The organism is Candidatus Babeliaceae bacterium (assembly GCA_041660765.1).
Taxonomy (GTDB): domain Bacteria; phylum Babelota; class Babeliae; order Babelales; family Babelaceae; genus JBAZVR01.
In genome coordinates this window covers 824,128-847,447 of record JBAZVR010000001.1, presented here as the reverse complement: position 1 = coordinate 847,447, position 23,320 = coordinate 824,128, and the positions used below count along the sequence as shown (strand labels likewise).

The window sequence follows — 23,320 nt, the reverse complement described above, 5'->3', positions numbered from 1 at the left end:
GGCATCCATGAAATACTTAAACATAAAATTGTTATTATTGGCCGTTGTAGTTGTTTTAAATACATCTGCGATGAATAATAACTCTGAGATTTTGGCAAGAATGAAGGCAAAAACAAAAAGTGAAGCGGAATCAAATGCCGCTGCTTTAGAAGTTGCAAGAGTTGCCAGATTAAAAGTTTTGCAAGAAGTAGCCAAGGCAGAGGCTGAAGCAAAGAAGAAAGCAGAAGCTGAGGCTAAGAAACAAGTTGAAAAGAAGCAGGCCGTCAGTCCTGATGTAAAGCCAACTGCTTCATCAGCTGAAGTAAAAAATCAGGTAGAAACTTATAGTTCTGCGGCTGAAGCAGCTAAAGCTGCAAAGGCACGGGTATTACAAGAGATAGCGAAGAAGGAAGCCGAGGCTAAAATAAAGGCAGAAAACGACGCTAAGGAACAAGCCAAAAAAGCGCAAGCGATAAATCCTGATGTAAAACAAACATCTGATCATGTTGCTATTAAGCCAGTAATTCCATTGGTTGGAAAAATTGATATGGCTGTATGGTCAAAGGGTGGTCGTCCTATTGCAGCCCATGGTGTTTATGAAATCTTGGCTAATGCACAAAATCCTGCGCCTGCAAGAGCGGTAATTGTTAGCCAGCCTTCCTTGTTTTCTATAATTCAACCAACAATAGAGACATGTAAAAAGATAGTTACAGAAACAACAGAAATAGTTTATGGATATTTTTTTAAAAATCAGGACACTATTGCTGAACAAAATAAAGAAACCAAACCTGCTGTACAAGATGAATTGCAAGAACATCAGGCAATATTATGTAAGGTAGCGGACGATATTGGTAAAGCAGATAAAATATGCCAAGCATTGCCAATAGATAATTCTGATGTGCAATTCCTTGATCATGTGCAGAACGCTACTTATTCAGATATTGGCCTAATTCAAGATGCTGAAGTTGAAAGGTTTGCTCCGGATTTCCCTAGAGCTATTGAGGGTACCCGCGGACATGCACTACATGCACATACTGATGAATTAGTATCGCTTAATGATAAATTTGATAAATATAAAGAAAAGGCTCAAAAAAATGCACCATATCAAATAAAATTATTTGGCCAGAGATTAGAGCTTATTGAAGGGACGCTTAGTGCTACTGGGCATTTAATAAGATCAGGTGCATCTCCAGAAATACGTGACATTCCCGAATATTTTAATACTTTGAAAAAACCAAATTTATCGCATTACTTTTATTTTTCTCCTTCTTTTCGTGATCCTTCATTAGTCGATAATGTAAAAAATTTATTAGGAAGCAAGGCGCATGAACACTTTATAATCAATGAAATTGAAAATATTCATAAAGAGATTCTTGTACTGCGAGATAAAAAAATAGAAATAAAGCCCTCTCTTTATCAAATAAATGCTTTTAAAGAAAATTTTTTACTTCAACTGGCATCGAATGATAAAATCGCCATTTTTAATAATTTACTGCTAGCTCGAGAATTTCAAAAGTTTGATGTTTTACCAGCAATCGAAAATAAATTAATGGCGCTTCATAATGAAGCTCAAATATTGCAACAGAAAAAAAAAGGTGAAAATTTAGCAGATGATCTGGTAAATGATTATAAACTAGAAAATATTCATAAACAGTATTTAGAAACTGGGCTTATTTACGCGCAAGCAGTACAGCGATTAACATTTTATGAAGAGTGCGCAAAGCTAACACTCCAAGATATAAAAATAGATCAGGCTACAACGGGCAAATATATGTCATACGCCCTAATAGCAACCACGCTTGGCGCAGGTGCCGCTAAAAATCTTATTGCATCAGGCAAGCAGCTACAAGATAAGGTTGATAGTTGGATCGGGCAAGAAAGAGGACGTGAAATTTATGAAATGCGCGATAGAAATGCTGAACGTGAGATTGTAAATATATCTAATAATAATATTTCGTCTTCTTCCGCAACATCTGTACAAGTTCCTGCATATAATAAAGATGTTAGGCAAGAAATGTTGCAAGCAGCGCAACAGAAGCTTGCTGAAATGTTTCCTAATAAGTATGTACTTCACCAAGAATCCAGTGAAATAAAGCAACATTTTCAATCTCATGAATTTAGCAAAGGGGTAGAACAAGAGTGTCAGAAAAGATTTAGTGCCATTAACATGTATGTACAACTTGGTCACGGGGCTGTGTTGGATGGTCTTGATGCTGAATCGATAAAACTTGCACAAGTGTTACAGAATCATTATTCACAAGGTAATAAAGAAGCGCAACGAGAAATAGAATTATTCCTCAGCGCCCTTCAAGAAGTTGTTCGTGGCTTTAGTGAAGAAATCGGTCACCAAGGCATTGATACACTAAAAGGCCTACCTACTGCTGTTGCTGTAAGCTGTGTTGTTAATGTAGCAGCGTCGGTTATTGCATCACCAGTTGCAACTGCAATAGGCATGAGTCTTAATGGTCATGCAATAATAACGCACGGTAAAGATTTTATAGAAGATGCTATAGCTATTGGTTATGCGGTAGTAGATAATAATCCTTATGGAGCTGGACGTGCACTTGCAACTGCTACTGTTGATGGAGCTAAACTTCTTCAAGCGGTTAATGGATTTAAAGAACTTAAAAAATATCATTTAAGCAGATCAAACCCTAATAAAACAGGCGGTTCGTCCCGATCAAAACTTGGTGAATCAGAAACAAAAAATATCTCTCAGTCGCGTGTTGATCCAAATCAAAAGTTTACTATGAAGGATTTTTTCAACTCTGATATCGGTCGAGAACTTAAAAAAGAAAGTATTCCCACAGGATATATTTATCAAGGAGCTCAAATATATAAAGTTAATGGAAAACCAAATAATCAATATTTAAACAAGGGAGATCAATTTTATCTAGATATGCTTCATAGAAATCATATTGAGGTATTTGATAAAAGTGGAACTGCCAAGTGTGTCTTAAATATGGATGGAACCTTAAATGGATTAAAAACAGGGCAAATAAAGGGTAGGAAATTATAATGACAAAAAATATAATCGATAATATAAAAATAACACTAGAAATATTGCAAGTATTAAATTCAAATTCATCGAAAAAAAATTTTAACAAAAAAGAATTATATGAGGAAAGTGATCTTCGAGACCATATGAAATCGTTACAAGAATTACGTAGCATTTTGGATTCGTTAATTTCTTCTTATAAAAATCCATCAGAAGGAATAGGCGAAATCAGGGATGGATTATTGGATTTACATTTAATATTTTTTGACATCGTTTTTCAGTTTCATAAAACAAATGAGTTGATCGTGGAATCACTTTCTAAAACTGAAGGAAAATTAAAATTATATAGTAAAGAATTGCGTAAGGTTTATAGTAAGAAAAAATTAAAATAACTATTAGGAACTTAGATGGCAAGTTTAAAAGAAATTATAAATGTTTTAAAAAAAATTAATAATATATCAAAAAATAAAGTTGTTTCTGATTTGCAATTCAAACAAACGGAAAGGAAGATTGATAAAGTAGTGAAAATTGAGAAAGAATTAAATAAAATTTGCAATAAATTAAAATTATGCACACCTGAAGAACAAAAAATACTACTTATTAGGCTCAATAGAATTTATTACGATCTCTTAAGCAGGTTTCATGCTGTAGATAAATTAATTTGGAAATTATCAAGTAACTGTAAAAATGATTATCAATCGGAGACTTAAATTATGATTGATAATTTAAATTTAACTTTTGAGATTTTAAAAAAATTGAATTCTTCCAATAATGTAAAAAAACTTTCTAATGATGATTTGGACGAGGAAGAAGATAATTTGAGGGACTGCGTTCAAACATTAAAAAAATTGGATGATATATTAATTAAATTAAATTCAAATAAAATTAAAAATACTACTAAGATAGGTGATGAATTTGTATATTTACACTTAGAAGTCGGAATGATTGAGTGGCAATTTGATCAAATTGGTGAATTAATAGCTAAAATGCTGGATCAAAATAAATTTAAAAAAAATAAACATATTAATTAAATGATAGTAGATTTATATGAATGATTTCTTATTAAAGATATTTACGACAATCCAAAAATACAACAATTCCGTTGATGGACGCATTATTAGTCAATCTAAATTTAAAAAAGCTCAAAAAAGTATTGATAAATATCATGAAGTTGAGAATAATCTAAAAGTTATTTTAGAAGAATTAAAATTATGTAGCGATGAGGCTAAAATAAAAGAGTTATTATATCGATTACATCAAGCTTATGAAAATATGGATTTTTATTTACGTGAAGTTCATTCTTTAATTAGAAAAATGGTAGGATCTTATGAAAGTACAAAATCGAAAATTGATAAAGAAAAAGCAAATTCTTTAAATAATCATTAATAGTTTTATCTTAGCAGTTTCGAATAACTTTCACGTCAAAAAAGTGACGAATTATGACATCAAAATTCTTAGAAAGTCGCCCGTTATTTAAAGAATGCATAGAAGCACTCGGTGCAACTCTATTGCCCACGCAAGAATCGGATAAGCTATCTCAATTATTTGAAAATTCATATCCGATTACTTATTGGGGTAAAATAGATTGGGATAGAATAGAAAAGAAAATATATCTTGAGTATGACCCTGAGAGAATCATCAGTTCTCTTGAAGAACTACTTGGAAAGCCTATTGATAAAACTGTTTATGTTGACTGGAGTGATGGTAGACTGCCTGCCATTCAAGCTAATTTAGATTTAATTATTAAATATTTTGACATTGTAAGGCGCGTTACCTTTGAAAAATTTATCTTCAATTTATCAGAGGGATATATTGTTGAAATAAAGCCTGGCGATATCACGGTAGGTGTCATATCCAAAGAAGAAGTATATATTAAAATCTCTCCCCAGAAGTTTAATTCGAAACATGACAGAGAATCCATGTCGGAATGGTTAGCAAAGGCTCAATATATAAAGAGCGTGCAAAAACTAGATATGTATACTATATATAAAAACCTATCTCGTAATGATTTAGCCGATTTGATAGCCCTATTTAAACGATATCGATGTGCCAATATTGAACAACTCGAAATCTTTAAAAGTGAAACCAATAAAGATTTATTTGAGCATAATGAACAAATTTAAATTGGATTTCTTAAAAGACATAAGATCAAAAAAAGTAAAAGTTCTTTTTGATGGTTTTTATCTTGATCCATCATTGTCATTTGAAAAACAAGAACTTTTTTATAAAGAAGATATTCTACAACTAGAAGCTAATAATCACTTAATTGATGTTGGCTAGTATCCAGAATTTGAGCCTAATGGGTTTTTTAAAATTGTAGTTATTAAAGATTATGATTGGGATAACCCTATCTTTGAGAAAAAATGTAAAAATATTGAAGACATGAAAAAGATATTACTTGAAGCTATAGATTTCGCAAATAAAGATTTATTTGGACACGCAGAATGAAAATTCTATTATCGTAATTTACTTATTTTAAAGGACATAGATTTCGTGAGTCTATGTCCTTATCACTTTTATAGATACGGCTATGCGTTTATTTTTTCGATATCTCTCATAAAGTCTTCTAATATGAAATTCAATTCTTGCTCTAGTTTTTTATATATTTCAAAAAATTCAATATACTCTGGCGAGTTATACCAAAAATTTTCTTGGTTAGACATTGTATAAGCAATTGTGTCATGGAATAGAGGGTCTTTAAGCAATATTTCTAATAAATTTGCTGCGCGTTCAAATTCTTCTGAGCGGGATAAATTATATGTCTTATAAATTCTTGTATAAGTACAAGGCATTGATACACAATCTATGCAATTTTCATCATGATCAAAAATATCTTCATTGATTTCAAAAGGTTCGATTTTATGTAGGTTTTTTACTAAACGTTTTACAGATTCTGCACTAAACGGCCATAAAAATGCTTTGGCTATATCCTTTAAAATAATAATATCTTTGTTTTGCTCAAAAAGATTATCCATATGGGTAATCTTTTTTAACTCATATTCCTCAACGATATTTATGAATTGATCAAAGTTTTTTATAACGCCTGTACGAACGCCATCAAGTAATTTTTTATGTAACGCTTTTGTGGTATTGGCATTGTCTTTAGATAATATTAACCATTGTCGGGTTATCACCTTGAGTTCTTGTACTATTTTATGAGCATTTTGCATCATTAATTTTTTGTTCAGAAAAATCTTAAGAATCTCGTTTTGATATTTAGCTTCCATTTGTTGATTGTTATTTAAAAATTCCTTTGTCATCACGCTATTAATTCTATCTTGAATTACATTCCAAGAATCTGCATATATATTGTATGAGATAAGTAAAAGGCATAGTGATAACTTTTTCATGTAGTCCTTAATTATTAGATTTTTTTATAGAGCAGTATTGTAAAATTTATAAAAACAGTGTGGCTACCGTACTATTTTGATAATCCTTATATAGAAAATAACATAATAATTGCGATTCGTCCGCCAAAATCAAACTTTTTCGACTATTCCACCAAGTTGATTTTCTTGCTGGCATTTTGAGCACGTTCACTTTTGTCATACGCATGTATCATCTCAGCTGATGCGTGGCCTGTTACCTTCATGATATCGCTATCAGAACAACCTTGGTCCTTAAAATAAGTAACAGCAGAAGCTCTTAATACATGGGGAGTAACCTTCTTTATGCCCGCTAAAAGACCTGCCTTTTTAAAAGTAACTGCCAGCTGATTAAGCATTACAGGCTGATTATTCTTTGTAACAAACACTATGCCTTCACGATTACCAATATAATTTTTCAGTTCATTAAATAGCGACTTAGGATACGTTATAATCGTTTCTTTCTCACAACCTCTGGTCTTTGATTGCCTAAAGGTTATTTCTTTCTCCTGATCGCTTATCTGACCAATCTTGAGGGTCAGTACCTCGCTCACTCGTTTACCACCTTGCAAAATAATCTTCGCAATTAAACAATCACGCTTATTGATCTTATTGAGCTCTCGCAGAAATGCTGTCCATTGAACACGTGTCAAGGCTTCAGTATTAACTTTTTCGCGAATACGATAAAAAGTTTTTGTCGTTCCTTCGCGGCTTGGCATAACTTTATTGATAAGACCTTGTGTTTGCCGATTTAAGAAGCGCGTGAATGATATATAACATGCCGCTCGTGCTTGTTTAGTGCTTTCTAATGCATTGGGAAGGTTTTTAATTTTATCAATAACAGCATCATGAGTGATTATGGCGAACGCTTGTAACGTTGTCTGAGTGTTAAGGAGGCCTGCAGCAGATAACATATTCATACCACTTGCATAGTTCTTGGCGGTTAATGGCCCCAGGGCCTCAAGCCATTCTTGTATCGCCTGCTCAACAGTGGTATTTGCTAACTTTTGCCAAATGAGTTCTTTTTTTGTTGATTGGGCTTCATCAAAGCTATACAGCTTTTGATTATCGATAATTTTAGGAAGGACAGGATCGTTCATGCGTAACTCGAAATGTTGTGTATAAATAGCATTATATACAATATATTTTAGCATAAATTTGGACATTTAAGAATCATAATGGCTTGTTACTATCCAATAAAATTATTTTTCTTAAACTATATAAAAACTAAACATGCAAAATATTAATAAAAGCTTGAAAAGGTAATGAAATGGTATCATCTGAAATTCAGCCATTATTGGAAAAGTTGCAGTCAATTTGCAATCGGACAGTTGCAGTAACTAATTTAAAGATTTTTTTTAATTTATTGTATGAATTTACAAATGCAATTTTTAGTAATACTCATTTACACAGCGCTCTTGAGTCCATATTAACTGTAGGCGATCAGGATTTATCGTTTTTGGGCAAACTTGAGCATAACGCTTTAATCGTTTTAGATAAAGCATACGTGAAGATAAAAAAATATATAACGAAGCGAGCATCAGTAAATTCCGATATTACTGATGCCCTAGGACAATATGAAAATCCTGAGATATTGGGTCTTGGGCTTGCCCTTGGTCGTTTTTGTATGTTGCGTAAAATTTTATCCCTTTTAGCTAAAGAAGCTATTCATCGGGTATTTGTTGGTAAATATGCTGTGATTGATGAAGATGGAAAAATACAAAAACTTTTCTTTGAAGCATCTGTTAATGAATGGGAAAGCGCGCAATGGAAAATACAAAAAAAACAAGAAATAAGCGATTGGAATAGCGCTCGTAAACTGAGGACGTTTTATGAAGGTATAGATAGTGAAGCATATAGGGCAGCTATTTTGGATAGATCAAAAAAGGATCCGAGTATTAAAGAACTGCAAGAGCTTTATGAGAAACTTGTTTTGCTTGAGTTAGAAGATTATGGACAACTTTTTAATATAGATGAATACAAGCAACATGTACCAAGAACTATGGAAGCGATAAAACAATATTTTTCTTATTTAGGTATTAACAAGCCATCCAGTATTAAAAAGTTGTGGTGGAAAAAAGTTAATGGCGATTTAATTTTCAAGTTATATGAAGATGGAGATGATAAGGATGGACTAATTTTTGGTAAATATAGCCATGCGGAGAAATTAGCAAGTCAATTGTTAAATAAAAAAACTATCTCTTATCAGAATGCATACACTTGTATTAAAGGTGAAAAAGAATATGAACTCGATGGCAAGCAGATGCGTTTAATTGACCACACAATCAAGTATATTAACAAGGCATTTAATGCACGTTTTAAGTTGGGGCGAGTTATTCAACAAAAACAAAAAGATAACAATATTTTTTGTAATCCAAGAATTATTTTTACACAAATCAAGTAGCAATAACTATCAAATTCTCGGCACGAGTCGTGCCGACTTTCTTTTTAATAGACTGTGTACATGGAAAAAAAAACACAGTCTGCCCAAAACCTCATTACAAAAAAACAATTAGCTTCTAACGCGGAAGTAATGCTGTCTTCTGATGAGCTTAACCGACTTACAATGTTTTTTTCCTTATTAATTCAAATTGATCGTAGGACTAATACAACGAAGAGGTATTCGCATGAGCAACAGAATAAGCGAGATAGAAGTAACACCCATCAAACCGATTAATGGCCTTGTTGCATTTGCGAGCTTTGTGTTTGACGACAGCTTTTATCTTGGGTCTATAGGTGTCTATACGCGCCCCAGTGGTGGATATCGCTTAGCTTACCCAACTCGGAAGACAGCTAATGGAGGTCTTCATGTATTTCATCCAATAAACCGAAAAATTGCTACACAAATAGAAGAGGAGATTATTACTAAATTTAAAGAAGTTGTGAGATTAAGTAATTAAAAGCAAAAACCATCGATGCAGTCGATGGTGTATACATTTTGGAGAACTAATATGGATAATATTAGCACAGACAAGCCCAATGATCAAAATAAAAAAAGCCTTACGCAAGAATTTGATCTTGCTTGTGCAGATTTGATCAAAGAAGAAGATTTTCTTTTAAGTAGGATGGAGCAACTTGGCTATAAATGTTCTATCGAAAAGTTTTTAGAGGTTATACCCCCTATTGATGATGATCCTGAAATTGCCTCACAGATACTCGAACTTCAGCAAATAGGCCGCAATTTACTTCTACATGGAAAAAAGCTTGAAGCTACTATTTGCATTGAACCGGCAAAATTGCATGAAGCTGTTAACGCTGTTGAAGATCTTCTCATAAGACATCGTGAAAAGAATATTTATCAGCGCGCTGGAAAGTTGGTACGCGTAGCCAATGTATCTTTTATTCCACAAGAAAAATCAGCTCCTATTAAGCGACGGGCAAGAGATACGGCAATTATCAAAGAAATTGATCAGGTCCACCTTACGTTACTTTTAACAGAATTGGGTAATTTTGTAAGACTTGGTACAAAGGATGATACAAGAAAAATTGACTGCCCAGAAAAAATAGCACGTTGTCTTCTGGCCAAACAAGAATGGAAATTGCCGATCCTTGTAGGGATTATTAATACTCCTACTTTGCGAGAAGATGGAAGCATTCTCGATAATCCTGGATACGATGAAAATTCTGGCATGTTATTTATACCAGGTGACTGCGATTTTGAAAAAATACCCGAATATCCAACATATGAAGATGCCTTAGTTGCAAAGGATCTACTTTTAAATCTGATTAAAGATTTTCCATTTGAAGATGAAGTAAGTAAATCGGTATCGATAACCGCAATACTTACTGCATTAATACGCAAATCTATACCAACGGCTCCATTATTTGGCTTTACGGCTCCCAAGATGGCTAGCGGTAAAAGTCTCTTGGCTGATGTGGCTGCTCTTATTACCACAGGTAAACCAAATAGTGTCATTGCGCAAGCTGATAGTGAAGCAGAGGAGAAAAAACGCATTATGGCAATTTTAATGGAGGGTGACCCAATTGTTTGTTATGACAATGTGGAAAGGCCTTTTGGAAGCGCCTCATTATGTGCAATATTAACCCAGCGGGAATACAAAGATCGCCTTCTTGGTGGCAATGAAACGAGAACTGTCTTAACAAATGCAACTTTTCTTGCTACAGGCAATAATTTAACGTTTATGGGAGATATTTCTACTCGAACATTGTTATGTAAAATTGATCCACAGGTTGAACGGCCAGAAGAACGATCCTTTAGAGAAAATCTTTATTTACATATACCTACACATAGAGCAGCACTAGTAAGAGCCGCTCTTATTATTCTTAGAGCTTATCATGTTGCAGGTTTACCTAAAATTGATGTTTCTCCATTTGGTAGATTTGAGGCATGGAGCAACTGGGTCCGTTCTGCAGTTATTTGGATTGGCTTAGCTGATCCATGCGAAAGCCGTAAGGAAATTGAAGATGCAGATCCAATACGCAACACATTGGAAATCCTCTTCTCTAGCTGGTATGAAATTTTTAATGAGCAATCGATTAAAGTAAAAGAGTTAGCTTGTCATGCTCTTACATCTATGGATGAAACAAGCAAAGAACTTAAAGATGTGCTTTGTGAACTTGCACCTGATCGCAAAGAAGAAATAAACTCACGTATTTTGGCTAAAAAATTCGCTTCCTTTAAAAATCGCATTGAAAACGGTTTTCGCCTTGAACAAATGGAAAAAAATCAAGGTACTTTTTTGTGGCGTGTAAGAAAAATTAATAAATAGAGCTCGTGGATATGGTGGATATAGTGGGTTTGTTTTTGTTTGTCGAAAAAATTTTAAATTGTGTAAATTTTTCGAGTGAGCTTATCCAAATCCACCATATCCACTACATCCACCAACTAAAAGGATATTTTTATGGATTTGCTTGAATTGGCAAAAGAAGCGGGTATCAATCCTCAGTGGGTAGCCGGAACTCAAGGCGGGGAATATAAATCGTCATGCCCTAAATGCGGTGGGACAGATAGATTCTTTATGCAACCAAATAGACAACAGAAAAATTGTATTGGTTATTATGCTTGTCGACAATGTGAAATTAGTGGCGATACTATTCAATTTTGTAGGGATATTCTTGGTCAAGAATTTAACGAGGCATTAAAACGTATTGGAATCACCATACCCAAGCGTGAATCATTTTCATTTTCTTTAGATAAGGCAAAATTGATTTCTTCGGCTATCCCAAGACAACCAAATGAAACATGGATTAATAATGCTACAGCACTTGTTGAATGTTCTTATTCGGAAATTTTAAAACGGCATGACGCTTTGGCTTATCTTGCCAAACGAGGCATATCATTAGAAGCGGTAAAAAAAAATAAGCTTGGATGGATATCGGAAGACTTATGGCAAGATGGTGCTCATTGGGAAGTTGAGAAGGACAAGGTATGGCTACCAAAAGGCATTCTCATACCAACATTTAAAAAAAACAAAGTTGTTGGCTTAAAAGTAAGACGTTCCGAATGGAAAGAAGGCGATGAAAAAAAATATGTAATAATCTCTGGCAGCACAGATGGGATGTATATTAACGGGGAAACAAATAATCGCAACGTAATGGTTGTAGTTGAATCAGAGTTAGATGCTATTGCTCTTCAAAATATTATAAATGATTTTGGATTTGCACTAGCCGTTGGTAGCAGTATGAAAAATCCTGATATATTAGCTGACTATTTAGCAAAGCAGAAACCCCATTTGTTTATTTGCTATGACAATGATGACGCCGGCAAAAATATGTTGAATAAGTGGCAATCATTATATGCACATGCAATAGCTTATCCAACTCCAATTGGCAAAGATATTGGTGAGGCTATAGAACAGGGTTTTGATATTAAAACATGGATTATTTCAAAGGTATCAATGCAAATGCAATATGATTTAAACTTGGTAAGAAAATCATGGAATGAAGAAGATCAGGCATTAGTTAACTGGGCTCTACATTATATTAGTGAGCGAACAATATCGAGATTTGCTTATAACAAGCTTGAGCAAGAAATAAATATGGGGCCAGATTCACCTCGAGCTAAAACAGGGGAGCTCCAGAGTGGCTTGAGATTAATGAAACATTTAGTGGAACAAGAAAATAAAATAACGGGAAATCTATGACAAAAAAATTAAAAAAGGTGGCATCGCCAAACCAAATTTCTCTTCTTATTGAAGCAATGAATTGTGATAATGAAAATGCTGCAAGATTGCTTGTTAAGCGGGCTATGCTTTTATCTTATAACTCATCAAGTCATTGGCCTAAGGAAAATGCTTGGAGTGACGATGATCTTGATGCCGTAGTAAGTCTCATGCGTGGCATTAAACCACAAGATACCGTTGAAACAATATTAGCAGCCCAGTTTGTTTCTTTGCACTTAAAAGGCATTGAGACCATGGCACAAGATAATTATAATATTATGGGACAAGCGATGATGATGGTGCGCTTGAGTCATCAAGCACTTAATATGCTTCAACAATATCGCGGCAAAAGTCAGACTATTAACGTTAACTATAACATTCACTCTGATGGAGATGCTATTCTTAATACGTTAATTCAGCCAGGGGTTAAAGAAAAAGAGAAGGGGAAGACATGAGATTCAAAATGGACTTTTCAAGGTTACCCAAGTGTGGTGCTCAACCTAAAAAGAATTCTTCAAGAGTGCATCCCTGTCGACACATAGCGCTTAAAAATGGACGATGTTATTACCACCAAGGGCGACCATTAAAACATGGTTATTATTCAGAAATAGCCTGTATGGAAAGAAGTGAGAGGCGACAGTTCATTAATTCAACACGAACATCGCTCTTATCTTTAAATGGGTTGATTAATGAAAAGGGCTGATAGAAAACAACAAAACTTTTCAAAATTGCTTATGGCATGTCGTGAGCATGATACCTATTCTTTATCCGAAATTTGCCTCAAGATGGATATTTCTTATGAACAACTTAAGGCATGGGCTAAGAAAAGTGATAAATGGTTAAATGTACTTGAAATGTGCCAAGCGCTTTGTGATATAAATGCAGAAAGAGCCGCGCTCATGAAAAGAATTCCTATTGTTGAGGCGCTTAAATATATTAGCAAAAATAGTTATGTCGATCAGTAGTAATCTTACGAATTATCTTTATTTTTGGCATCTTCTTTTGCTTTATAAAATATGTAAGACAATTCATAAATAGCTGCTTTTATAAGAAGCCAAAAGATAAAAATACATATACATAAAAGAAGATAAATTTTGGCAAGTCGCATGAGATTGCTGAGCGCTAAAAAAAGTAAACAGGCGGAAATACTTATAAAAAGATATTTACGTCTCCGTGCGATAATGTAGGCCATTAGCCATCCCATAAGAATGGGTAATACTATAAGAGCATGGTATCCAAGAGCACTGAAGGCCGGTTTTAGGAATCTAAACCCAATATCTAATAGCACTTGTGCTTTAGCTCCATCGCCATGAGCTTTAGCATATTCAAGAGCTTCATCTTTGCGTTCAATATCATCATCCCATTTAAAATAATCGTTGATACGAAGATCTAGGCGTTCATTGTACGAAGAGGGATAATTGGTTAATTGATCAAAATAGATGAACGAAGCTACTATTAGCCATGCAACTGACAATATGATTCCAGCTTGTACTGGTTCGCTTATTTTTTCAATGAAAAGTGATTTATTATTTTCATCCATATTTAGTTTATCTCTTGGGGTATTTAATTTATCTATCATAATACAATAAATATGAAATAGCGTCAAGTTGTCAAATATATTTAAAATCATAGCGATTTGACGTCATTTTTAAAAATGATATTCTGTTTATGTCGTATAAAAGATCAAATATTTGGGGGATTAATCTATGCAAGATTTACAAATGCCTAAAAAGGCAAAAACTACCGTTTATATGTCAGAGGATGATGAACTACTATTAGACGAAGTTTTTATTAAACGTATTAGAGATCGAAATAAGACGGATAGGTCTACTCTTCTATGCGAAGGTATACGTTTGCTATATGAAAAAGAAGTTGGCTCAAAAGAGTAAATAATCAATTTTAAAGCTAATTATAGACTTTAATACGAAGAAGTATCAAAAAACATGAATGCAGTTATCATAGCTCGTGTCAGCACTGAAGAACAAAAAGAAGCGGGCTTGTCCCTACCAGCTCAGGTAGCTCGTCTTGAAAAGTACTGTCAAAATAAACATTTCAATATCATTAAAAGCTGTAGCTTTGATGAAAGCGCATATACAGACCAGCGAGATGAGTTCGACGGTATCATCGATTTTGTTCTTAAGCAAAAAGAAAAAGTAGTTATTTGTTTTGATAAAGTGGATCGACTCACCAGGGGCAATATATTTGATGTAAGAGTTTCTGCTCTTTATGAGAAGGCCTTAAGGGACGAAGTTGAGTTGCACTTTATATCAGATGGACAAATTATTAACAGTCAGATTTCCGCTACACAGAAATTTCAATTTAGTATCAGCCTTGGTCTTGCAAAATATTATTCTGATGCAATAAGTGATAACGTAAAACGCGCTAATGAGCAAAAGTTGCGTAGGGGCGAGTGGACCAGTAAAGCTCCTTTTGGCTACAAAAATATTAGGCTTCCGGATGAGAAGAAAGATATTATTGTCGATGAGCACTTGTCATATATTATCACCAAGGCTTTTGAATTATACGCGACCAGTGCCTATTCAATGAAACTGCTTCTTGAAAAGCTTAAAGATGATTATGGTGTGACTTGGTCAAAGGGTTATATCGATAAACTTCTTAATAACCATTTTTACTATGGAATGATGGTGGTTAAGAGCAAGATGTATCCGCATAAATATCCGCCACTTATTACCAAGACTCTTTTTGATCAAGTTCAAGCAGTTAAAGGCGGTTTCAATAAGAAAAAATTTAAATATGCCGGCTTACCATATATGTATCGCGGCTTATTGCGCTGTGGTGATTGTGGCTTATCTATAACGCCTGAAAGGCAGAAGGGACATGTCTACTATCATTGCACACAGTATAATGGCAAGCATGATGCGAAATGGTTTCGCGAAGAAGAAATTACTGAGCAGCTGGGACAAGTTTTTAAGAAATTGCAGCTTCCTGACAATATTATGCAATTGATAATTGGCACACTCAATGAAGTCCATCAAGATAAAATAGAGTTTCATAATAAACATTTTGACGAACTTACTAAAAAGCAAAAAGAGCTGACCACTATGATGGACAGACTCTATCTCGATAAATTAAAAGGCCGCATAACTGATGAACACTATGACAGATTTTATCTGAATTTGCGTGATCAGATGAATGATACCAATGATCGCTTGGCTCAGTTGCAAGAAGCAGAAGATAATTATTATGTAACAGCTAGGTACTTGTTAGATATAAGCAATAAAGCCTATGATTTGTTTATAAGTTCTGAAGTTGAAGAAAAACGGCAGTTGATAAAACTGGTACTTCAGAACCTCAGGATTGAGGGCGAGAATGTGCTGTACGACGCTCATAAACCGTTTGACTTGTTACTGACTTATTCAGTTAGTCAACTTTGGCGTCCCTAAGGGGATTCGAACCCCTGTTTCCGCCGTGAAAGGGCGATGTCCTAGACCAGGCTAGACGATAGGGACGTGTAATTTCATAGAAAGAGTGGTAATTTGATTCGCCAGTTTTCGTTTGTCCGCGCATTTATGATCGGTAAACTACGTCTGGTGAGCCGCGTTGGATTCGAACCAACGACCCACAGCTTAAAAGGCTGTTGCTCTACCACCTGAGCTAGCGGCTCTCAAAATATGTATTAAAGATATAAATCTCTTGTCATTTTGTCAAGAAAAACAGCTTAATTACGCGAAAATATAATAACTGATACCACAATAAATGAGTAAACCGATAATATCCATGAGGGTTGCGAGTAATGGGCCTGCTGAGTGGGCAGGGTCTAGGTTTAATTTTTTTAATAATAACGGCATGCAGCTTCCCAATAATACTGAAACAATAATAATAATACCAAGGGAAAGACTTACGGTTAAACTGCCCCATAATTGGTGGTGTGTTGCATAAATACGTATAAAAGAAAAAACACTCAGAAGGGTGGCAATCAATAATGACATTAAAAATTCGCGACCTATAAATCGCCATCTATTAGCATCATTAATTTCCCCTGTTGCCATGCCTTGGATTGCAAGGGCTGATGTTTGACTACTGGTGTTGCCGCCGGTACTAATCAGTGTGGTGATATAAAACATTAAAAAACCACAGAGGGTTGCTTGAAATTTTTGAAGGATAAGACTAGAAAATGATTGCAGGACTAAAAGAATTAATAAAATAGATCCGCGTTGATACAATAGTTTAAAAAATGGTGTTTCGAAGTAGGTGTTTTTAATGGGTGACAGGGCAGCCATTCGGTAGATATCTTCGCTGGCCTCCTGTTCTATCACTTCAACAAGCGTGTCGCTAGAAATCACTCCTAAAAAAATATTTTCATGATTTGTTACAGGCACTATCATTAAATTATAGTGTATCATCTGTTGAGCTATTTCTTCTCTGTCTTGGTCAACATGAATGACAAGCTCATTTGGACGTAAAATGGATGCGAGGCGTACTTGAGGGCTTTTTAAAACAAGATCTTCGAGCCGAATATGTCCAGTGAGTTGATTCTCTTCATTGGTGATATAAATTTGTTGGTGCAAATCTCTGTTTGGTTGTAGCCGCTGCAGAATTTGGATGCTTTTTTCAACGGTAAAATCTTGCATAAGCGAGAGTACGTTCATATCCATGATGCCGCCGGCAGACTCCGGATTGAACTGCAATAATGATAGGACTTTTTCTCTATCATTTTTATGTAATAATTTAAGATATTCTTTGAGCTCTTGATTAGAGAGGTCATCAAAAAAATCCGTTAATTCATCGATGGGAAGACTGTTGAGCAGGTCGCGCTTAGTTGTATCATTAAGAAAGGCTAGGCAAAAAGTTTTTTGAATGTTAGAAAATTCTATAAAAACAGAGCATTGTAAGTGTTCGGGAAAATGTAAAAAAAGTTGTTGCGCATCATCTTCATTAAGATATGAAAATAATTGAGCTATGTCAGCAGGATGTTGCTTTAAAAGTTCATGCCAGAGGGCTAATCCTATTGTTGATTCTTTGTTAATAACTGCATCTATATTATTTCGAATTTGTTCGAAAATTTTTTGTAGTGCCATCCCTTACCCCGCATGTCTGTAAATAGTCATTCTTATTCATCATAGACTATTCGTATAGTATTGTCCATTTGACTTTAAATGCAGCCGTCTTATGCTTAAACAAAGAAATGCCGCTTATTCAATTTTATTTTATTGGAGGCCTTTGTGGATCAGCTCCCCCCGGAAAAATTAATCGTAGATTTTGTTATTCAGTCCTCAGATTCTGGGGTAAGACTTGATGTTTTTTTGCATAAAAATTTTCCAACCCTCGCAAGAAATATTTTTAAAAATCTTATTACACATCATCGTATCACTATTAATAGTAAATATACAAAGCCAAGTTATATTTTAAAAGTTGGTGATTTTTGTACAATTGATTTTTCTTCTTTGCTCGTGGACAAGCAAAAAAAAGATACACAAGAAATTGCTATTCCTGTCATATATGAACATGAACAATTTGTTATTATTAACAAGCCTGCAGGAATCATGGTGCATGCAACGGCAACTGATAAGTATACTTTCACTGTCGCAGATTGGTTTATGCGTCGCTATCCTGACAAAGCGACTATTGGCTCTTCGGGGCGCCCTGGTATTGTTCATAGGCTTGATAAAGAAACTTCTGGCATTATGATTATTGCCAAAACTCAAGAAGCCTATGACTATTTTGTTGAGCAATTTGGCGAAAGAAAGATTAAAAAAACGTATATAGCTGTCGTAGAAGGCGTATTAGCTCAAGGCGTTGGCACCATATCATTCTCTGTGACAAGAGATTTAGCAAAGCCCTATAGAATGACCCATCTTTCTGGCGCTGGACGTCCAGCGGTTACCAATTTTTGCGTTATGAAGAGCTTTCCCCATCATTCCCTTGTTTCAGCAGCGCCGGTAACAGGAAGAACTCACCAAATTCGCGTGCATATGGCTGCGATTGGTCATCCAATTGTAGGCGATGTTATTTATGGAAAAAAGTCAGATTTTATAGCGCGACAAGCTCTGCATGCATCTTCTGTGGCATTTACTTTTGATAATCAAGAATTTAGTTTTACAGCGCCAATTCCTGTTGATATAGAGCGTCTTATTGCGCATGTGCAAACAGTTGACGGCTTTCGATATTAAAGGCTTGAATGTCTTGCTCTATGGCTTGGTAGTTTAATTTCTTGTAATTAATTTTTTTTAAAGCATCAAAGACAGTATCAATAAAGTCTGGTTCAACTGAGCCGAGCGTACTGGTGAGCGACTCAAACTCGGGTTTTATTTTATTTGATGCCTGAGAAAGTTCATACATAATATGTCGATCCGTTATGCTCACTGTCTGTTTATATGCTGATAAGTTTTGTAGAATAAGTGCAATTTTCAAATCTTGCATAACGGCAGCAAATTTAAGGCCAAAATCGCTGATAAAGTTTCTTTTAGCTTTTGTGGTTTCTTCTATAGTATCAACTGCAGTTCGTAGTTCTGGCGGCATGTTTTTTGGATTTATTGCAAGTTTCATATATCTACATACGTCTAAAATAAAATTGGGTAAGTCTTCAAAAATTACAGGAAGTTTTTTTAATAATTCAAATGCGGCGGCTGAATTATTATGAATTTTTGTTCCTATTCCTGCAGGGATGCCGCCTTGTGTAAATTGGTTGACTTCTGCTGCAGTAATGCCAAAAATTCTATAGGGGATTTGTATTAAGGCCATTTGTATTGATATGATCGGTGCGCTTTGATAATTTACTTTTGGTCTAATGATATTCCACTGAGCTGATACGAGAGATGGCGGGATCGAATAATTTTGTACAAAATCTTGCACGCCCTTGAGGATTGCTACAATGTCAAGTTTTGTTGCAGAAAATTGTTTTTCTGCGCTTTTTATGGTTATCGTATGTGCGCATCCAAGCAGTACAATAAGCATTCTTTTTTTCATAATATCTTACCTGTTAATTAAGAGAGGGGGCATGCCCCCTCTTAATTATTGTCTTATACTATTCCAGGCATAGTTTTTTTAAGAAATTCAACAATATCGGCCTCTATTTCTTTAACCTTAATTTTGTCAAACTTAATACTCTTAAATGTATTTAATAAATCATTTATTTGGTTTTTATCAGCTTGATTTAAATCATTAATAAGTTTTTCAATATCAGGTTTAATAATATTTGCTAATTCATTGAGACGATTAATAATATCATTAATGCTTGAAGTATTGATTTTATCAATATTTAAATTCTTTAATAAGAAGTTTTGATTTTTTTCAAGTATATCTGCTAATTTATTACCAAACTTCATAAGCAAATCATTATTTTTTAAGGCAAAATCTCTTACTTTATTAAGTGCATTTAACACTTCTTGAGTAAGATGCTCTTTGCTTACTGCTTGAGTTAAGTAAGACTCCATAAGCGCTATAGCTATTGGGAGATTTTTTAACTGTGGCTGAATTTTGTTAAATAATAAGATAGCTTCATGTATATTCTCATTAACTTTATTTTTAATGGATGCTGGGATAAGACCATTTTTGATTTGATTAACTTCATCAACAGTTATACCCAATGCTCTATAAGGGATGTGTTCTAATGCTGTTTGTATGCCGGCTTCTAAAGATGCATTATGTGAATAATTTGTAATGAAGTCTTTAGCTGTATTGATAATTCCTTCAAAATTAACGTCTAGTTGTTTTGGCTGTTGTGGAATCACTTGATCATAATACCCTCTTGGTCTCAAAAAGATATTAGGCTGTAAACGTGACGCTTCTGGCGCTTGTGATGCTGCTAGCGATTGTTGTTTTATTTCTTCTATTGCTTTATTGACGCTTGCAAAGCCGGCAATAGCATTAAATCCACTGCATAAACCCATAGCTATGCCGATAGCTTTGTAAAATGTTGTTTTTTTCATAACAATACCCCTATTTTGCGTTTAATATAATTACTCTTGTCTATTACTATTCTAACACTAATTATTTACTAATAGCAATATTTTTATATTTTTTATTTTGACATGTCTTGAAGGTATTTTGAGACGTTTTTCATAGCTAGTAATGTTTTATCTTGCTCTTGAGTTATCTGATCAAGAAGTGAATTTACCTTATTAAGATGTCCATTAATGATACCAATATTGGTAAGTCCATCGGTTAACAACTTGTCAATTGATTGTAATGTTCCACTAGCGCTTTTTAAGGTCATTTCAACGGGTCTCACATGATTAATAACAATATTGCCAATATCATTTCCCAAAGATTCTGCTACCTCATCAATGTGAAAGAATGATGCTATTTTTCCAACAACAGGCACATCGTCAACTTTTTTCTTAAATGATTGACCCATGGTGTTAAAATTAATTAAAAAGTCATGAACCTTTATACTTAGATCTTTAACGGTTGACATCTGCTGTCTTTCTTGAGCAAGAAAATCTTGTATGTTTTTAGTGTAATCAGTAATGGATGATTGAGCGGTTGCTATACCTGTTTTGAGGGAGAGCATATCATTTTTATTACTTTGTAGTTGAGAGCTACCATCATTAATTTTTTTCGATGCGTCCATGAGATCATATGTATGTGTTATATGACAAATATTAATTATACTGACTATGATAAGTATATGTTGTAAATGTTTCATAATAATCTCCATATCATATTTTAAAACTTAATTTTCTGATAAGATCTTGCCCTTTTTCTATAAGTGTTCTTAGGTATGTTGCCAAGTTAGTAATGTCAGCTTTTGTTGCTCCAATGTTTCTTATAGCGGTATTGGCATCTTGAGTAATGATGTTAACTGCATGCTTGGCATCGGCTATGGTCTGTTTAAGTTCATCAACCATTTGTTGCTGAAGGTCAAGTGAGGTGATAAGTGGATCTGTAATGAGTGAAGGTATGATTTGTTGATGTTGCACATCAGTTTTTGTTGTTAAAATAAGGCTTTTTGACTCATCAATTTTTTTTTGAGCTGCTACTAGCTCGCCCTCTTTACTGTGTATTTGATTTAAAATGCTTGAGATTGTGGTTTGAGCTTGCGTTAACTGTGTAATAATAGCAGGGATTTCGGTAGCGATTTTTCTTTTAAAACCTTCCAGTGTGTTATTTAAATCGTCAAGCTTATTTGCATAAATATGCCCAGAAAAAGCAAGGCAGAATAAAGTTAAAAATATTTTTCTTATTATTTCTTTCATAGCAACCCTCGTTAAGAACTATATAGGTACTCTTTAATTACTATATATTTTTTTATTTTATAATTGCAATATATTCTTAAAAAAATATTATCATTGATTTTTTTAAGAAACAGAAATAACCTTGTTACTATTGAGAAGAAATTATGTAGTAGTGAAGCTGTTACGCGTAGGCAGATGGAGAGCTTACGCGATGACATCTTCTTTTTAGCACTTCAAAATGATTCATATAAGCGCAGGATACTTCTTGATCGTCATCGATTATGACATTTTCTTGATTATGCAGAGATGCCGTACGGGTAAAATTAAATGAACCGGTCCATAATACTGCTTTATTTAACAGGGATTTGCCGAATATAATAAATTTATTGTGCATTAATGACGTCCATTCTTTGGTTTCTTTACTGCCAGCGAGCGGTTCATAGCTAAAAATAGGAATTCCGCGCTTGAATAAAACAGGCACTTTACTATACGTTGATCGTGACTGCTGTCCATCAACGACGATTTCAACAAGAATGCCTTGTTCATGAGCTTTAATAAGTGCCGCGGCAATATCTATATCGGTTAAAGAAAATGCGGCTATCCTGATAGACTCTTGTTCTTCTTGTATTAAGCCCAGTAGTGTTTTTTTAACAGGATTATCAGGAGAGAAGAGCACTTTTTTTATTTTATTATCGCGTATCAGCGTTTTTCTGGCATATTCCCCAGCATGAAAGAGCTCTTTTAATGGTTGTAAAGCTCTCAGGCTTCTACCCAAAGCAAAAAAACCTGCAGTGCTCAATAATATTAATGCACTGTATAAAAAAGCGTTATGCTGTTTTTTGAAAAAAATCATATATGCCTAACTATTCAAAATACAAAACTAAAAAAAAGAGATATACTAGTATATATTACTGATCGATCTATTTTTAACAAGAAATTTACGTAGTTACTATGAATAAAAAGACTCCTCAAAAAATACAAGAAATCATTTTTGGCATTCATCCTGTCATTGAACTCTTAACAGCAAAAAAGCGTCAATTGCATGCTATTTACACCACAAAACCTGTCCCTAAGTCTTGGAGCATGATTGAACGATTATTACCAAAAAATGTTCAAGTTAACTATGTACCGCGCGATGCATTAGCCCGTATGGCTCAAACGGTTGATCATCAAGGTGTTGTCGCCTATGCAGGGCTTTTACCTATTAGAAAAAAGTTTTTTGATGCGACAAAGCACCCCTTTCTTTTAATGATCGATGGCGTCCAGGATACGCGCAATTTGGGTGCAATTTTGCGATCAGCTTATTGTGCCGGTGTCGACGGAGTTATTCTTGTCAAAAAAAATAGCGCTCCACTGAATGCTTCAACATATAAAGCAGCCGCAGGCCTTTCTGAACACGTTGATATCTACGAAGCTCCATCCGCGATTTTTGCAGCACAAGAGCTCAAAAAAGCTGGCTATGGACTCTATTTGGCAACCCTAGGCGGAGAAAATGCAGTGGCGATGCCTTATCAAAAGCCACTATGTATCGTAATTGGCAATGAAGCTACCGGTATTTCTTCAGAAATATTATCTCTTGGGCAGCAAGTTATGCTTCCGCAACGCAGAAAAGATATTTCTTATAATGCTTCTGTTGCCGCAGGGATTTTACTCTTTTTAATTGGTTCACATATTAAGAAAATTTAATACATTTGGTCAATTTATTGACACAATCATTCC

Annotated in this window: 27 protein-coding genes and 2 tRNA genes; 18 read left to right on the top strand and 11 right to left on the bottom strand. The window is 34.4% G+C overall.

Features of this window, described 5'->3' with window-relative positions; all coding sequences use genetic code 11:
- Positions 1-7 precede the first annotated feature (7 nt).
- From WC707_04745 to WC707_04715, 7 genes are read left to right on the top strand one after another with little or no spacing between them, the layout of a single operon-like run.
- The gene (locus tag WC707_04745) at positions 8-2,998 is read left to right on the top strand and encodes a hypothetical protein (GenBank protein MFA6066457.1); all 2,991 of its coding nucleotides are present in this window, start codon (positions 8-10) and stop codon (positions 2,996-2,998) included.
- Entirely contained in the window at positions 2,998-3,369 is a 372-nt protein-coding gene (locus tag WC707_04740) for a hypothetical protein (GenBank protein ID MFA6066456.1), read from the top strand. Before WC707_04745 ends, WC707_04740 begins: the two co-directional genes overlap by 1 nt.
- A 15-nt stretch (positions 3,370-3,384) precedes the next feature.
- The gene (locus WC707_04735) at positions 3,385-3,687 is read left to right on the top strand and encodes a hypothetical protein (protein MFA6066455.1); all 303 of its coding nucleotides are present in this window, start codon (positions 3,385-3,387) and stop codon (positions 3,685-3,687) included.
- A gap of 3 nt (positions 3,688-3,690) precedes the next feature.
- Positions 3,691-4,008, top strand: coding sequence for a hypothetical protein (locus tag WC707_04730; protein ID MFA6066454.1), 318 nt, complete (start codon positions 3,691-3,693; stop codon positions 4,006-4,008).
- 16 nt (positions 4,009-4,024) lie between these two features.
- Complete coding sequence (locus WC707_04725; protein MFA6066453.1) at positions 4,025-4,363, top strand: hypothetical protein; 339 nt, start codon at positions 4,025-4,027, stop codon at positions 4,361-4,363.
- Between the two features lie 53 nt (positions 4,364-4,416).
- Positions 4,417-5,100 (top strand): hypothetical protein, encoded by a 684-nt coding sequence (locus WC707_04720; GenBank protein ID MFA6066452.1) that lies wholly within the window; start codon positions 4,417-4,419, stop codon positions 5,098-5,100.
- Complete coding sequence (locus WC707_04715) at positions 5,087-5,257, top strand: hypothetical protein (protein ID MFA6066451.1); 171 nt, start codon at positions 5,087-5,089, stop codon at positions 5,255-5,257. The genes WC707_04720 and WC707_04715 overlap by 14 nt, the downstream gene beginning before the upstream one ends.
- Positions 5,258-5,505: 248 nt before the next feature.
- On the opposite strand, the gene WC707_04710 is transcribed toward WC707_04715, so the two are convergent.
- Positions 5,506-6,327 carry a hypothetical protein gene (locus tag WC707_04710; protein ID MFA6066450.1) on the bottom strand — a complete coding sequence of 274 codons (822 nt, stop codon included), beginning with the start codon at positions 6,325-6,327 and terminating at the stop codon, positions 5,506-5,508.
- A gap of 143 nt (positions 6,328-6,470) precedes the next feature.
- On the bottom strand, positions 6,471-7,442 hold the full coding sequence (locus tag WC707_04705; protein ID MFA6066449.1) for a site-specific integrase: 972 nt from the start codon (positions 7,440-7,442) through the stop codon (positions 6,471-6,473).
- 170 nt (positions 7,443-7,612) lie between these two features.
- On the opposite strand from WC707_04705, the gene WC707_04700 reads away from it, so the two are divergent.
- From WC707_04700 to WC707_04670, 7 genes are all read left to right on the top strand, one after another.
- Entirely contained in the window at positions 7,613-8,746 is a 1,134-nt protein-coding gene (locus tag WC707_04700; protein MFA6066448.1) for a hypothetical protein, read from the top strand.
- A 223-nt stretch (positions 8,747-8,969) separates the two neighbouring features.
- Complete coding sequence (locus WC707_04695; GenBank protein ID MFA6066447.1) at positions 8,970-9,242, top strand: septation protein SpoVG family protein; 273 nt, start codon at positions 8,970-8,972, stop codon at positions 9,240-9,242.
- 51 nt (positions 9,243-9,293) lie between these two features.
- Complete coding sequence (locus WC707_04690) at positions 9,294-11,072, top strand: hypothetical protein (GenBank protein MFA6066446.1); 1,779 nt, start codon at positions 9,294-9,296, stop codon at positions 11,070-11,072.
- 132 nt (positions 11,073-11,204) lie between these two features.
- Positions 11,205-12,446, top strand: coding sequence for a toprim domain-containing protein (locus WC707_04685; protein ID MFA6066445.1), 1,242 nt, complete (start codon positions 11,205-11,207; stop codon positions 12,444-12,446).
- The gene (locus WC707_04680) at positions 12,443-12,919 is read left to right on the top strand and encodes a hypothetical protein (GenBank protein ID MFA6066444.1); all 477 of its coding nucleotides are present in this window, start codon (positions 12,443-12,445) and stop codon (positions 12,917-12,919) included. Before WC707_04685 ends, WC707_04680 begins: the two co-directional genes overlap by 4 nt.
- Entirely contained in the window at positions 12,916-13,167 is a 252-nt protein-coding gene (locus tag WC707_04675) for a hypothetical protein (GenBank protein ID MFA6066443.1), read from the top strand. The genes WC707_04680 and WC707_04675 overlap by 4 nt, the downstream gene beginning before the upstream one ends.
- A complete protein-coding gene (locus WC707_04670) occupies positions 13,154-13,429 on the top strand; it encodes a hypothetical protein (protein MFA6066442.1) in 276 nt (91 codons plus the stop codon). Before WC707_04675 ends, WC707_04670 begins: the two co-directional genes overlap by 14 nt.
- A 5-nt stretch (positions 13,430-13,434) precedes the next feature.
- Here the strand turns inward: WC707_04670 and WC707_04665 are convergent, their stop codons facing one another.
- Positions 13,435-14,004 (bottom strand): hypothetical protein, encoded by a 570-nt coding sequence (locus tag WC707_04665; protein ID MFA6066441.1) that lies wholly within the window; start codon positions 14,002-14,004, stop codon positions 13,435-13,437.
- A 166-nt stretch (positions 14,005-14,170) separates the two neighbouring features.
- Between WC707_04665 and WC707_04660 the strand changes: the two genes are divergently transcribed.
- Together WC707_04660 and WC707_04655 are read left to right on the top strand one after the other, a co-directional pair.
- The gene (locus WC707_04660) at positions 14,171-14,353 is read left to right on the top strand and encodes a hypothetical protein (GenBank protein ID MFA6066440.1); all 183 of its coding nucleotides are present in this window, start codon (positions 14,171-14,173) and stop codon (positions 14,351-14,353) included.
- A 54-nt stretch (positions 14,354-14,407) separates the two neighbouring features.
- Positions 14,408-15,868 carry a recombinase family protein gene (locus WC707_04655; protein ID MFA6066439.1) on the top strand — a complete coding sequence of 487 codons (1,461 nt, stop codon included), beginning with the start codon at positions 14,408-14,410 and terminating at the stop codon, positions 15,866-15,868.
- Here the strand turns inward: WC707_04655 and WC707_04650 are convergent.
- From WC707_04650 to mgtE, 3 genes are all read right to left on the bottom strand, one after another.
- Positions 15,857-15,934, bottom strand: a tRNA-Glu gene (locus tag WC707_04650). The two genes, WC707_04655 and WC707_04650, sit on opposite strands and share 12 nt — an antisense overlap.
- Before the next feature lie 79 nt (positions 15,935-16,013).
- A tRNA-Lys gene (locus tag WC707_04645) sits at positions 16,014-16,089 on the bottom strand.
- 58 nt (positions 16,090-16,147) lie between these two features.
- Complete coding sequence (gene mgtE / locus WC707_04640) at positions 16,148-17,503, bottom strand: magnesium transporter (protein MFA6066438.1); 1,356 nt, start codon at positions 17,501-17,503, stop codon at positions 16,148-16,150.
- Positions 17,504-17,647: 144 nt separating this feature from the next.
- Between mgtE and WC707_04635 the strand changes: the two genes are divergently transcribed.
- Positions 17,648-18,595 carry an RluA family pseudouridine synthase gene (locus WC707_04635; protein MFA6066437.1) on the top strand — a complete coding sequence of 316 codons (948 nt, stop codon included), beginning with the start codon at positions 17,648-17,650 and terminating at the stop codon, positions 18,593-18,595.
- Here the strand turns inward: WC707_04635 and WC707_04630 are convergent.
- The 5 genes from WC707_04630 to WC707_04610 all read right to left on the bottom strand — a co-directional run bounded on the left by WC707_04630 (position 18,555) and on the right by WC707_04610 (position 22,454).
- The gene (locus tag WC707_04630) at positions 18,555-19,391 is read right to left on the bottom strand and encodes a hypothetical protein (protein MFA6066436.1); all 837 of its coding nucleotides are present in this window, start codon (positions 19,389-19,391) and stop codon (positions 18,555-18,557) included. The two genes, WC707_04635 and WC707_04630, sit on opposite strands and share 41 nt — an antisense overlap.
- 53 nt (positions 19,392-19,444) lie before the next feature.
- Positions 19,445-20,353 (bottom strand): hypothetical protein, encoded by a 909-nt coding sequence (locus WC707_04625; GenBank protein ID MFA6066435.1) that lies wholly within the window; start codon positions 20,351-20,353, stop codon positions 19,445-19,447.
- A 92-nt stretch (positions 20,354-20,445) separates the two neighbouring features.
- Positions 20,446-21,072, bottom strand: a complete 627-nt coding sequence (locus tag WC707_04620) for a hypothetical protein (GenBank protein MFA6066434.1) — start codon at positions 21,070-21,072, stop codon at positions 20,446-20,448.
- 13 nt (positions 21,073-21,085) lie between these two features.
- On the bottom strand, positions 21,086-21,622 hold the full coding sequence (locus WC707_04615) for a hypothetical protein (protein MFA6066433.1): 537 nt from the start codon (positions 21,620-21,622) through the stop codon (positions 21,086-21,088).
- Between the two features lie 160 nt (positions 21,623-21,782).
- Positions 21,783-22,454 carry a phospholipase D-like domain-containing protein gene (locus WC707_04610; protein MFA6066432.1) on the bottom strand — a complete coding sequence of 224 codons (672 nt, stop codon included), beginning with the start codon at positions 22,452-22,454 and terminating at the stop codon, positions 21,783-21,785.
- 98 nt (positions 22,455-22,552) lie between these two features.
- Here WC707_04610 and WC707_04605 point away from each other — a divergent pair, with 98 nt between their 5' ends.
- The gene (locus tag WC707_04605; GenBank protein ID MFA6066431.1) at positions 22,553-23,287 is read left to right on the top strand and encodes an RNA methyltransferase; all 735 of its coding nucleotides are present in this window, start codon (positions 22,553-22,555) and stop codon (positions 23,285-23,287) included.
- Positions 23,288-23,320 lie beyond the last annotated feature (33 nt).

Excerpts from the sequence above, each read along its gene's own strand:
- WC707_04745 (MFA6066457.1), top strand. The coding sequence starts at position 8 with ATGAAATACTTAAACATAAAATTGTTATTATTGGCCGTTGTAGTTGTT.
- WC707_04740 (MFA6066456.1), top strand. The coding sequence starts at position 2,998 with ATGACAAAAAATATAATCGATAATATAAAAATAACACTAGAAATATTG.
- WC707_04735 (MFA6066455.1), top strand. The coding sequence starts at position 3,385 with ATGGCAAGTTTAAAAGAAATTATAAATGTTTTAAAAAAAATTAATAAT.
- WC707_04730 (MFA6066454.1), top strand. The coding sequence starts at position 3,691 with ATGATTGATAATTTAAATTTAACTTTTGAGATTTTAAAAAAATTGAAT.
- WC707_04725 (MFA6066453.1), top strand. The coding sequence starts at position 4,025 with ATGAATGATTTCTTATTAAAGATATTTACGACAATCCAAAAATACAAC.
- WC707_04720 (MFA6066452.1), top strand. The coding sequence starts at position 4,417 with ATGACATCAAAATTCTTAGAAAGTCGCCCGTTATTTAAAGAATGCATA.
- WC707_04715 (MFA6066451.1), top strand. The coding sequence starts at position 5,087 with ATGAACAAATTTAAATTGGATTTCTTAAAAGACATAAGATCAAAAAAA.
- WC707_04710 (MFA6066450.1), bottom strand. The coding sequence starts at position 6,327 with ATGAAAAAGTTATCACTATGCCTTTTACTTATCTCATACAATATATAT.
- WC707_04705 (MFA6066449.1), bottom strand. The coding sequence starts at position 7,442 with ATGAACGATCCTGTCCTTCCTAAAATTATCGATAATCAAAAGCTGTAT.
- WC707_04700 (MFA6066448.1), top strand. The coding sequence starts at position 7,613 with ATGGTATCATCTGAAATTCAGCCATTATTGGAAAAGTTGCAGTCAATT.
- WC707_04695 (MFA6066447.1), top strand. The coding sequence starts at position 8,970 with ATGAGCAACAGAATAAGCGAGATAGAAGTAACACCCATCAAACCGATT.
- WC707_04690 (MFA6066446.1), top strand. The coding sequence starts at position 9,294 with ATGGATAATATTAGCACAGACAAGCCCAATGATCAAAATAAAAAAAGC.
- WC707_04685 (MFA6066445.1), top strand. The coding sequence starts at position 11,205 with ATGGATTTGCTTGAATTGGCAAAAGAAGCGGGTATCAATCCTCAGTGG.
- WC707_04680 (MFA6066444.1), top strand. The coding sequence starts at position 12,443 with ATGACAAAAAAATTAAAAAAGGTGGCATCGCCAAACCAAATTTCTCTT.
- WC707_04675 (MFA6066443.1), top strand. The coding sequence starts at position 12,916 with ATGAGATTCAAAATGGACTTTTCAAGGTTACCCAAGTGTGGTGCTCAA.
- WC707_04670 (MFA6066442.1), top strand. The coding sequence starts at position 13,154 with ATGAAAAGGGCTGATAGAAAACAACAAAACTTTTCAAAATTGCTTATG.
- WC707_04665 (MFA6066441.1), bottom strand. The coding sequence starts at position 14,004 with ATGGATGAAAATAATAAATCACTTTTCATTGAAAAAATAAGCGAACCA.
- WC707_04660 (MFA6066440.1), top strand. The coding sequence starts at position 14,171 with ATGCAAGATTTACAAATGCCTAAAAAGGCAAAAACTACCGTTTATATG.
- WC707_04655 (MFA6066439.1), top strand. The coding sequence starts at position 14,408 with ATGAATGCAGTTATCATAGCTCGTGTCAGCACTGAAGAACAAAAAGAA.
- mgtE (MFA6066438.1), bottom strand. The coding sequence starts at position 17,503 with ATGGCACTACAAAAAATTTTCGAACAAATTCGAAATAATATAGATGCA.
- WC707_04630 (MFA6066436.1), bottom strand. The coding sequence starts at position 19,391 with ATGAAAAAAAGAATGCTTATTGTACTGCTTGGATGCGCACATACGATA.
- WC707_04625 (MFA6066435.1), bottom strand. The coding sequence starts at position 20,353 with ATGAAAAAAACAACATTTTACAAAGCTATCGGCATAGCTATGGGTTTA.
- WC707_04620 (MFA6066434.1), bottom strand. The coding sequence starts at position 21,072 with ATGAAACATTTACAACATATACTTATCATAGTCAGTATAATTAATATT.
- WC707_04615 (MFA6066433.1), bottom strand. The coding sequence starts at position 21,622 with ATGAAAGAAATAATAAGAAAAATATTTTTAACTTTATTCTGCCTTGCT.
- WC707_04610 (MFA6066432.1), bottom strand. The coding sequence starts at position 22,454 with ATGATTTTTTTCAAAAAACAGCATAACGCTTTTTTATACAGTGCATTA.
- WC707_04605 (MFA6066431.1), top strand. The coding sequence starts at position 22,553 with ATGAATAAAAAGACTCCTCAAAAAATACAAGAAATCATTTTTGGCATT.